The organism is Shewanella sp. SM29 (genome assembly GCF_025654245.1).
GTDB classification, from domain to species: domain Bacteria; phylum Pseudomonadota; class Gammaproteobacteria; order Enterobacterales; family Shewanellaceae; genus Shewanella; species Shewanella oncorhynchi.
Genome location: NZ_JAKKRN010000089.1, coordinates 1 through 811, shown reverse-complemented (window position 1 = coordinate 811; position 811 = coordinate 1). Strand labels below are relative to the sequence as shown.

Here is an 811-nt window from a genome sequence, read left to right as displayed (position 1 = left end):
AACTCGACTCCATGAAGTCGGAATCGCTAGTAATCGTGGATCAGAATGCCACGGTGAATACGTTCCCGGGCCTTGTACACACCGCCCGTCACACCATGGGAGTGGGCTGCAAAAGAAGTGGGTAGCTTAACCTTCGGGGGGGCGCTCACCACTTTGTGGTTCATGACTGGGGTGAAGTCGTAACAAGGTAGCCCTAGGGGAACCTGGGGCTGGATCACCTCCTTACCTATACGACTAACTTAATGTTTGCTGAGTGTTCACACAGATTGCTTGTTTAGCTTCTCTTAGGAGAAGTCAGAGCTGAATGCGCCGCTAGCCGGTACGCATTGTTCTTTAACAATTTGGAAAGCTGATAGTATTTAATTGCATGAGTCTGTCATGTAATTAATTACAAAACGTTTAATGCGAAAGCATTGAACATGAGTTCTCAAACACTTTATTAAGTGTCTTGAATATTCAATAGTAAATTATGCTTAGTGGCATAGTTTACGTCTAAGGCGCGTCCACTTCTTTGGTCAGAAGTGAGACAAGTAAAACCAAGCTGGTCGCAATGCGGCGCAGATGAGTGAAACTCATTTGGGTTGTATGGTTAAGCGACTAAGCGTATACGGTGGATGCCTTGGCAGTCAGAGGCGATGAAGGACGTAGTAACTTGCGAAAAGCGTTGGCGAGCTAGTAACAAGCATTTGAGCTAACGATGTCCGAATGGGGGAACCCAGCAGCATAAGCTGTTATCGCAACATGAATACATAGTGTTGCGAGGCGAACGAGGGGAACTGAAACATCTAAGTACCCTTAGGAAAAGAAATCA

Annotated in this window: 2 rRNA genes; both read left to right on the top strand. The window is 46.0% G+C overall.

The features are described 5' to 3' along the window. Nucleotides 1-225 (top strand): 16S ribosomal RNA (locus tag L5L77_RS22565); the annotation flags it as partial. Between the two features lie 362 nt (nt 226-587). Then, nucleotides 588-811, top strand: a 23S ribosomal RNA gene (locus L5L77_RS22560); the annotation flags it as partial.